Genomic DNA, 8,957 nt, shown 5'->3' on the forward strand with positions numbered 1-8,957 from the left:
AGTAGGGCGGGAGAGGGCTCAGCGCTTCCTGCTGTACGTACGAACCACGGCGCCGTTGCCGAACGTGCGCGTCTCGCCGAGGGTGAACTCCGTGACGGCGAAGTCCGATCCGAACATCGGCATACCCGTGCCGTACACGATGGGGTACGTCTTGATGACGAGCTCGTCGATCTCGTCGAGCAGCGCGCCGGCCAGCTGCGCTCCACCGCACAGGTAGATGCCGAACTCGCCGTCTTCCGCCTTCAGCTCGCGGACCTTGCCGACCACGTCGTCCGAGACGATCTCGACCTGCGGGTCGGGCGACTCGGTCAGCGTGCGCGAGGCGACGTACTGGCGCATATGGGCGTAGGGGCTGGTCAGGCCCTCCTTCAGTGCCAGGTCGTAACTGCTGCGGCCCTGGATCACCGTGTCGAACCGTCGGTTGGGCAGGTCGTCGAACCCGAGGGCGCGACGGGCGGGGGTCGACACGGTCTCCGGGTGCTCCGCCTTGAGGAACTCCAGGAACTCCTCGTCGACGAAGGTGTACATCGAGGTCGCATCGCCGCTCGGGTCCCCGATGAACCCGTCGATCGAACAGGCGATGAAGTACGTGAGCTTTCGCAAGCCGGTCTCTTTTCGTAAGGTGTCGGACAACCACTGCGGTTGTAGTGCTTCAGTTGTAGTACTTCGCTTGTAGTGGTTGCAAGGCCATTTCTGTGACCGGGGAAAGTGGGAGAGGAGATTCCGAATGGCGGGCAATCCGGAACGCCGGGCCGCACTCGTCGACGCCGGCGTCGAGGTGCTCGCCCGCGAGGGGGCACGCGGGCTGACGTTCCGCGCGGTGGACACCGAGGCCGGGGTGCCGGTCGGCACCGCCTCCAACTACTTCACCGGGCGCGACGACCTGCTCCGCCAGATCGACGCCCGGCTGCACGTGCGGCTCGCGCCCGACCCTCAGGTGATCGCCGGACTGATGACCCGGCCGAAGGACCGCTCCCTTGTCGCCGCCTTCATGCACGACCTGATGGCCCGCGCGACCGGCGACAGAACGGGCTATCTGGCCCTGCTGGAGATGCGCCTGGAGGCCCAGCGGCGCCCCGAACTGCGCTCCTCCTTCACCAAGTCGGTGCGCGGCGACCTGGACGAGGCCCTGGAGTTCCACCGCAACGCCGGCCTGCCCGGCGGCGACGAGGTCGTCACCGTGCTCTATCTCGCGGTCCTCGGGCTGCTCCTGGAGCACCTGACCCTGCCCGACGTGCTGGACGGGGTTCTGCCCGGGGTCGGCGTGCCGGACGGGCTGGTCGAGCGGATCGTGGCGACGATCGTGCCCGACGGTCCCGAGGGTCCCGACGGTCCCGAGGAGTAGGTCAGGGCTGCCGGTGACTCAGCTCAGCCGCGCGGCTCGCGCCACATCGGCCACATCCGCGGACCGTCCGGGAGGTCGAGGGGACGGCCCTTGAACTCGAAGCCGAGACGCTCGTACAACTGCCTGCTGCGGTCGCTGCTCGCCTCCAGATAGGCGGGCAGGCCCTCCTGGTCACAGCGGTCGAGCACGGCGTTGATGAGCGCGGTGCCGAGCCCCTCGCCCTGGCGGCCGGGTGCCGCGGCGATCATCCACAGGTATTCGTGGGCACGGCCCGCGGGATGGATCCGGGCCGTCAGGCGGCCGATCATCTCGACGCGCTCGTTGTCCGGGTCGACGTCCTGGCGCAGCAGGGCGGGCCCGTCGTCGTTCTCGTCGTGCTCGACGGCCGGTACGGACATCCACAGCGCGCACGCCGTGCCGTCCTCGGTGAGGTCTATTCGGCCGTGGGCCAGCACGATGTCGGTGAACGCGGCCATGAGCCTTCGGTGGGTCCTACGGCGGTACTCCTCGCCCGGGAACACCCAGCCGCTGACCGGATCGTCCTGGAAGGCCGCGTCCAGCAGCCGGACCACCGACTCCCGGTCCGCCTCGCCCGCCGTCCGGATCGCCACGCCCATCTCCACCCGCCCCTTCGCGTCAACCGGTCTTGATCGTAGAGCGATGAGAGCCGGCGTGCGGTCCGCGGGCCGAGTTTGTCGAGATACGGCCGCTGCACAGCAACCCGGTTGATCGGTGACGCGATTGAAGGGGACCCGGTACACAGAGGCGGGCCCCGCACACCGTGGGGATGTGCGGGACCCGCCGGTCCGGAGCCGCTCGGCGGCCGTACGGGGTCAGGAACCGTACGGCCCCGAAAGCTCCGGGGTCTTCACCACCGTCGGCCGCCGCGGCCTCGACCAGTACGGCCGCCGGCTGCCGCTGTCCTCAGTTGCTGCGCCGCGTGACGAACTCGGCCAGCGCCAGCAGTCCGCCCGCCTCCTCCGGGTCGGGCACCGCACGGGCCAGCTCCTGCATGGCGCGTGCCATCCGCTCCGCGGCCTGGGTCTGCGCCCAGTCGCGGCCACCGGCCCGCTCGACGGCGAGCGCAGTCAGCTGCAGGTCCTCCTTGTCGTACGGCACTTCGTACAGCGCGGCCAGCTCCGCCGCCGCCGGACCGCCCGAGGTCAGCGCGGCGACGACCGGCAGGGACTTCTTGCGGGCGGCGAGGTCCGCACCGGCCGGCTTGCCGGTGTGGCTCGGGTCGCCCCATATACCGATCACGTCGTCGATGAGCTGGAAGGCGAGCCCGGCCTCACGGCCGAACGCGTCCAGCGCCGCCACGTCCTCCTCCGCCGCGCTCGCGTACAGCGCGCCGAGGGCACAGGCGCATCCCAGCAGCGCGCCGGTCTTGGCCTCGGCCATGGCGAGCACCTCGTCCAGCCCGACCTCGCCGGGGCCCCGCTTCTCCATCGCCGTGTCCGCCTGCTGTCCGGCGCACAGCTCGATGACGCAGTCCGCGAGCCGGGCCGCCGCGGCGGCGGACGCCGGATGCGGATCCTCGGCGAGCAGCCGCAGGGCCAGCGCCTGGAGGGCGTCCCCCGCGAGGATCGCGTCGGCGTCGCCGAACACGGTCCAGGCGGTGGGCCGGTGCCGGCGGGTGGTGTCCCGGTCCATCACGTCGTCGTGCAGCAACGTGAAGTTGTGGACCAGCTCCACCGCCACCGCCGCCCGTACGGCGGCCGCCCGCGCCCCCGGTCCGCCGACTGCGGCGGCCGCAGTGAGGACGAGCGCGGGCCGGATCGCCTTGCCGGCGTTGCCCGCCGCCGGGGTGCCGTCCGGGTGCTGCCAGCCGAAGTGGTACAGCGCGATCCGGCGGAGGGAAGGCGGCAACGACTCGATGGCGGCGCGCAGTTCGGGGTCGACCGACGCCCGGGCGCGCTCCAGGATCACCCCCGCCTCGGGCCCGTCGAGCGGGCCCGGCCCGCCGTCCGTCTCGGTCGCGATGGGCCCTTGCCTCTCGAGCGTCTCGGTGGACGGCCCCGCCCCGGCGGGGCGTTGCTGCGTCTCCGTCATGAACTCACCCATGGCATCGCCTCGGAGAGTCGGCGGACGGTGGCCCTTCCGCTACGGCTGGGCACCTACGCCGAGGGTCTACCCACACGGGGAGCGCGGGACACGGCGTCGTGGCGGCAAAGGTCACCGCCAGCGCCCGATCTCGACGTTCTCCAGCACACCGAGGGCGTCCGGCACCAGGACCGCTGCCGAGTAGTAGGCCGTCACCAGGTACTTGATGATGGCCTGTTCGTTGATGCCCATGAACCGGCAGGACAGGCTCGGCTCGATCTCGTCCGGGATGCCCGCCTGCTGCAGTCCGATGACGCCCTGCTCCCCCTCGCCCGTACGCATGGCGATGATCGAGGTCGTACGGGCGTCGGAGACCGGGATCTTGTTGCACGGGAAGATCGGCACGCCGCGCCAGGTGGGGATGCGGTTGCCGGCCATCTCGATGGTCTCGGGGACCAGGCCGCGCTTGTTCAGCTCACGACCGAACGCGGAGATCGCGCGCGGGTGGGCGAGGAACAGCTTGGTGCCGCGCCGCCGGCACAGCAGCTCGTCCATGTCGTCGGGGCTGGGCACGCCGTCGTGCGGCTGGAGCCGCTGGTCGTACTCGCAGTTGTTGAGCAGCCCGAACTCGCGGTTGTTGATGAGCTCGTGCTCCTGCCGCTCCTTCAGGGCCTCCACGGTCAGGCGCAGCTGCTGCTCCGTCTGGTTCATGGGCTGGTTGTAGAGGTCGGCCACGCGCGAGTGGATGCGCAGCACGGTCTGGGCGATGCTCAGTTCGTACTCACGGGGCCGGGCCTCGTAGTCGACGAAGGTGTGCGGGATGTCCGGCTCACCGCTGTGGCCGGCCGCGAGGTCGACCTCCTTCTCGCCGTACTTGTTGGTGCGCTGCGCGGGGATCGCCCGGAGCTGCTCAAGGTGCTGGCTGAGGGTTTCCGCGCGCTCCGCGACCTGCTCGACGTCCTGGCGGGGCAGGACGAGCACCGTGCACGCGGTGGCGGCACGGACCGTGTACTCCCAGATGGCGTCGGAGTCGAGCAGCGCCTGGTCGCCGAGGTAGGCGCCGTCGGCGAGGACGCCGAGGGACTCGTCCTCCCCGTAGGGACCGGTGCCGAGCTTCTCCACCCTGCCGTGCGCCAGCAGGAAGACCTCGTCGGTCCGGCTGCCGAACGAGGCGATCAAGGACCCCGCCGTGAACTCCCGCTGCTGGCAGCGCTGAGCGAGCTCCGCGAGCACGTCCTCGTCCTCGTACGACCGCAGGGCCGGCAGTTCGCGCAGTTCGGCCGGGATGACCTCGACGCGGTCCCCGGTCTTCACGAACGTGACACGGCCGTCGCCGACGGCGTAGGTCAGACGGCGGTTCACCCGGTACGTGCCGCCCTGCACGTTCACCCATGGCAGCATGCGCAGCAGCCAGCGGGAGCTGATCTCCTGCATCTGGGGTGCGGACTTGGTCGTGGTGGCCAGGTTCCGCGCGGCCGCCGTGCCGAGACTCTGCTGCGGCTTGCCCTGCTCAGTGCGGACCTCTTCGCCTACCGACATAAGGAATTGCCCTCCCGGTCGTGCACCGGCGCCTGTCTGGCGCCACGTATCGCGATCTCCGCGACCGAGCCTTCCATCACTGAGGGTGCCGGTGCTATTACCCGAAAGAGCGGGAATGGATCACGGTCCACTGGGCAAATAGAGGGACCTTGTCCAAGGTTGCCGTCGCAGTGGTTGGCCAAAACGACTCGTACGCCGTGCGATTCGAGGAGTCGCTTGGGGCTGTTTTCGGTAAAGCACCGATACGAGACGGCCGCGGTGGGCGGTCGGCGCACGGCGCGAAGGGGGCGGTCATGGCCTCACCCATGTCCGCGAGCAGATTCCTGGAGAGACTTCGGGCGGAGGGTGCGACCGTCGTCGAGGTCGGCGACTGGGAGCACCACAACCGCAACCACGTGGGGCCGTGGGGTCCCGTCCACGGCGTGATGATCCACCACACGGTGACCAAGGGCAGCGCGCACACCGTGGAGCTCTGCCGCAAGGGCTACGAGGGGCTGCCCGGGCCGCTGTGCCACGGCGTCATCACGAAGGACGGGCGGGTGCATCTGGTCGGCTACGGCCGTGCCAACCACGCCGGGCTCGGTGACGACGACGTCCTCCGCGCGGTCATCGCCGAAAGCGCGCTGCCGGCCGACAACGAGGCCAACACCGACGGCAACCGGCACTTCTACGGCTTCGAGTGCGAGAACCTGGGTGACGGACAGGACCCCTGGCCGGCGGCTCAGCTGGAGGCGATCGAGCGCGTGTCGGCGGCTGTGTGCCGTCATCACGGGTGGACTGAGCGGTCGGTGATCGGGCATCTGGAGTGGCAGCCCGGGAAGGTGGATCCCCGGGGGTTCACCATGGCTTCGATGCGGGCGCGGATCCGGGAGCGGTTGTCCTAGGGCGGGATGCCTGCGGCGGCCCGTCGCTGCCCCCGGCGGCCGGCCGGGCGACAATGGCCTGGTGAACCACCTCGACTTCGTGACCGACCTGCGGCCCCGGCTTCCCTCGCCGGTGCAGGAGGTCGTGGACGCGCGGTTCGAGCGGGGCGGTGTACGGCTGGTCCTCAAGCGGGACGATCTGATCCATCCGGAGTTGGTCGGCAACAAGTGGCGCAAGCTTGTGCCGAATCTGGCGGCGGCGGACGGGCGCACGGTGGTGACCTTCGGTGGCGCCTACTCCAACCATTTGCGTGCCACCGCTGCCGCGGGGCGGCTGCTGGGGCTGAGCACGGTTGGTGTGGTGCGGGGCCAGGAACTCGGTGAGCGGCGCCTCAATCCGTCGTTGGAGCGGTGTGTGGCCGACGGTATGCGGCTGCATTTCATCGACAGAGCGACTTATCGCCGCAAGGCCGAGCCGGAGACGTTGGCGGGCATCCTGCATGAGGCCGGTGCGGAGGAGGCGTACGTCGTGCCGGAGGGCGGGAGCAATGCCCTTGCCGTACGGGGGTGCCGGGCGCTCGGGGAGGAGTTGCGGGAGCAGGCCGACGTGGTCGCCGTCGCCTGTGGGACGGGCGGGACGCTGGCGGGGCTGGCCGCCGGGCTGGGGCCCGGGCAGCGCGCCTTGGGTGTGCCCGTACTCAAGGGTGGCTTTCTGGGTGATGAGGTACGGGGGCTGCAGGCGGAGGCGTTCGGGGGGCCGCGGGGTGATTGGCGGCTTGACGAGCGGTTCCACTTCGGAGGGTTTGCCCGTACGACCGCTGAGCTCGACGCCTTCGCCGAGGATTTCGAGGAGCGGTATGGGATGGCTGTCGAGCGTCTCTATGTCGCCAAGTTGCTGTATGGGCTTGTGGTGCTGGTGGAGGAGGGGGCCTTTGCCCGTGGGGCGACGGTCGCCGCCGTTGTCACCGGGGCTCCGTTCGGCGCTCAGCCTGCCTCGCGATAGGCCGCCGCCTCCTCCAGGTCCAGCCTGCGCAGCATGGTCCGCAGCATCTCGTCGTCGATGAAGCGCCCGTCCCGCAGTTTCACGAACACCTCTCGTTCGGTGCCGATCACCTCGCGGGACAGGCGGCGGTAGGTGTCGTCGACGGACTCGCCGGTGATGGGGTTGGCCTGGCCGAGGCGTTCCCAGACGGAGTTGCGGCGGCGTTCCAGGACGGCCCGCAGACGGTCCGCGAGGGCCTCGGGGAGGGCGTTGCGGTCGTCGGAGAGGAGTTCCTCCAGCCGTCGTTCGGCGGCGCGGGAGGCCTGCGCCTGGGCGTTGGCCTCCGCGAGGGTCTCGGCCTGGATGTCACGGCCGGGGAGTTTCAGCAGGCGGATCAGCGGCGGCAGCGTCACGCCCTGGACGACCAGCGTGCCGATGACCGTCGTGAAGGTCAGGAAGAGGATGAGGTTGCGCTCGGGGAACGGCTCGCCGCCGTGCATCGTGAGCGGGATGGAGAAGGCGATGGCCAGCGACACCACGCCTCGCATGCCGGCCCAGGAGATGACGAACGCGCCCTTCCAGGTCGGGTTCTGCTCGCGTTTTCGGATCCGCGCCGACAGCATGCGCGGCAGGAAGGTCGCCGGGTAGACCCACACGAAGCGCGAGGCGACGACCACCGCGAAGACGGCGAACGCGTACCAGGCGGCGCGGTTGCCCTCGTACTCGCCAAGGCCCTTGAGCACCACCGGGAGTTGCAGGCCGATCAGGGCGAACACCGCCGACTCCAGTACGAACGCAACCATCTTCCACACGGCCTCCTCCTGGAGCCGGGTGGCGAAGTCGACCTCCCACGCGCGGTGTCCCAGGTACAGGGCCACGACCACGACCGCCAGCACTCCGGAGGCGTGCACCTGCTCGGCCGCCGCGTACGCGACGAACGGGATCAGGAGCGAGAGGGTGTTCTGCAGCAGCGCCTCCTTCACGTGCGTGCGCAGCCAGTGGATCGGCACCATCAGCACCAGGCCCATGCCGATGCCGCCGAACGCCGCGAGCAGGAACTCGCCGATGCCGCCGGCCCAGGTGGCACCCTCACCGACGGCCGCCGCGAGCGCCACGCGATAGGCGGTGATCGCGGTGGCGTCGTTCACCAGGGACTCGCCCTGCAGGATCGTGGTGATCCTGGACGGCAGCCCCACCCGGCGCGCGACCGCCGTCGCGGCGACCGCGTCCGGCGGCGCCACCACCGCGCCCAGCACCAGCGCCGCGGTCAGCGGCAGCCCGGGTACGACGAGATACGCGATCCAGCCGACGGCGAAGGTCGCGAACAGCACGTACCCGACCGACAGCAGCATCACGGGCCGCAACTGAGCCCGCAGATCGAGATACGAACTGTCCGTCGCCGCGCTGTGCAGCAGCGGGGGCAGCACCAGCGGCAGGACGATGTGCGGGTCGAGGGTGTACTCCGGGACGCCAGGCAGGTACGACACGAGGAGGCCGACGGCGACCAGCAGCAGCGGCGCCGGCACGGGCGCCCGCCGAGCGGCCGCGGCAACAGCGGCACTCCCGGCCACCAGCAACAGCAGTGGCATCACGTCCATACGCCTCGCCCACCCTCGCCCTCGTGCGTCGTCGCGGCCCGCCCTCGATTTTCCGCGCCGTCGCGCGCGTGGCCGTCGTAACCTGGCAATCATGAAACAGTGCACGCACGCCGACGCGCTGCCGCACCCGGAACCCGGTCCGCTCAACGAGACATGTCCCGAGTGTCTGGCAGAGGGCTGGCACCCGGTTCAGCTGCGGCTCTGCCTCACCTGCGGTCACGTCGGCTGCTGCGACTCGTCGCCGGGACGGCACGCCACGGAGCACCACAAGGAGTCCGGCCACCCGATCATGCGGACGTTCGAGCCCGGCGAACTCTGGCGCTGGTGCTTTGTCGACCACGTACTCGTGTGACGGGGACGTACGCTGGACAACCGAGGATCCGGACGGTTCGACCGTCTGACGCCTGGGTACGTCAAACCGGCGCGCGCTCTTCCCAATTGGGCCCGCAGACCCCCTAGCCACGGAGCGTATCCGTGTGTTTACTATGAGTGACAGCAAGGGGTTGGGGTCCTGGGGACAGGAAAGTTCAGAGCGCGATAGCGTCACCGCTGAACCACACATCGCGTTACCCCGGGGGGCGACCCTC

At 70.1% G+C, this 8,957-nt stretch carries 9 protein-coding genes; 4 read left to right on the top strand and 5 right to left on the bottom strand.

Going from position 1 to position 8,957, the window contains the following annotated elements:
- Window positions 1-18: 18 nt before the first annotated feature.
- A complete protein-coding gene (locus tag OHT51_RS14650) occupies window positions 19-603 on the bottom strand; it encodes a dihydrofolate reductase family protein (protein WP_328879377.1) in 585 nt (194 codons plus the stop codon).
- A 124-nt stretch (window positions 604-727) separates the two neighbouring features.
- Between OHT51_RS14650 and OHT51_RS14655 the strand changes: the two genes are divergently transcribed.
- Window positions 728-1,345: a TetR/AcrR family transcriptional regulator gene (locus OHT51_RS14655; protein ID WP_328879378.1), complete on the top strand. Its 618-nt coding sequence runs from the start codon at window positions 728-730 to the stop codon at window positions 1,343-1,345.
- Window positions 1,346-1,368: 23 nt separating this feature from the next.
- Here OHT51_RS14655 and OHT51_RS14660 read toward each other — a convergent pair whose 3' ends face one another.
- From OHT51_RS14660 to OHT51_RS14670, 3 genes are all read right to left on the bottom strand, one after another.
- Window positions 1,369-1,962: a GNAT family N-acetyltransferase gene (locus OHT51_RS14660; protein ID WP_328879379.1), complete on the bottom strand. Its 594-nt coding sequence runs from the start codon at window positions 1,960-1,962 to the stop codon at window positions 1,369-1,371.
- Between the two features lie 307 nt (window positions 1,963-2,269).
- Complete coding sequence (locus OHT51_RS14665) at window positions 2,270-3,397, bottom strand: family 2 encapsulin nanocompartment cargo protein polyprenyl transferase (protein ID WP_328879380.1); 1,128 nt, start codon at window positions 3,395-3,397, stop codon at window positions 2,270-2,272.
- Between the two features lie 123 nt (window positions 3,398-3,520).
- Window positions 3,521-4,927, bottom strand: a complete 1,407-nt coding sequence (locus OHT51_RS14670) for a family 2B encapsulin nanocompartment shell protein (RefSeq protein ID WP_328879381.1) — start codon at window positions 4,925-4,927, stop codon at window positions 3,521-3,523.
- Window positions 4,928-5,220: 293 nt separating this feature from the next.
- Here OHT51_RS14670 and OHT51_RS14675 point away from each other — a divergent pair, with 293 nt between their 5' ends.
- Both OHT51_RS14675 and OHT51_RS14680 read left to right on the top strand, forming a co-directional pair.
- Window positions 5,221-5,811, top strand: coding sequence for an N-acetylmuramoyl-L-alanine amidase (locus tag OHT51_RS14675; protein ID WP_328879382.1), 591 nt, complete (start codon window positions 5,221-5,223; stop codon window positions 5,809-5,811).
- A 61-nt stretch (window positions 5,812-5,872) separates the two neighbouring features.
- On the top strand, window positions 5,873-6,793 hold the full coding sequence (locus OHT51_RS14680; RefSeq protein ID WP_328879383.1) for a 1-aminocyclopropane-1-carboxylate deaminase/D-cysteine desulfhydrase: 921 nt from the start codon (window positions 5,873-5,875) through the stop codon (window positions 6,791-6,793).
- Here the strand turns inward: OHT51_RS14680 and OHT51_RS14685 are convergent.
- On the bottom strand, window positions 6,775-8,370 hold the full coding sequence (locus OHT51_RS14685) for a Na+/H+ antiporter (protein WP_328879384.1): 1,596 nt from the start codon (window positions 8,368-8,370) through the stop codon (window positions 6,775-6,777). The two genes, OHT51_RS14680 and OHT51_RS14685, sit on opposite strands and share 19 nt — an antisense overlap.
- Before the next feature lie 91 nt (window positions 8,371-8,461).
- Here OHT51_RS14685 and OHT51_RS14690 point away from each other — a divergent pair, with 91 nt between their 5' ends.
- Window positions 8,462-8,722, top strand: coding sequence for a UBP-type zinc finger domain-containing protein (locus tag OHT51_RS14690; RefSeq protein WP_328879385.1), 261 nt, complete (start codon window positions 8,462-8,464; stop codon window positions 8,720-8,722).
- Window positions 8,723-8,957 lie beyond the last annotated feature (235 nt).

The organism is Streptomyces sp. NBC_00299, assembly GCF_036173045.1.
GTDB lineage: Bacteria > Actinomycetota > Actinomycetes > Streptomycetales > Streptomycetaceae > Streptomyces > Streptomyces machairae.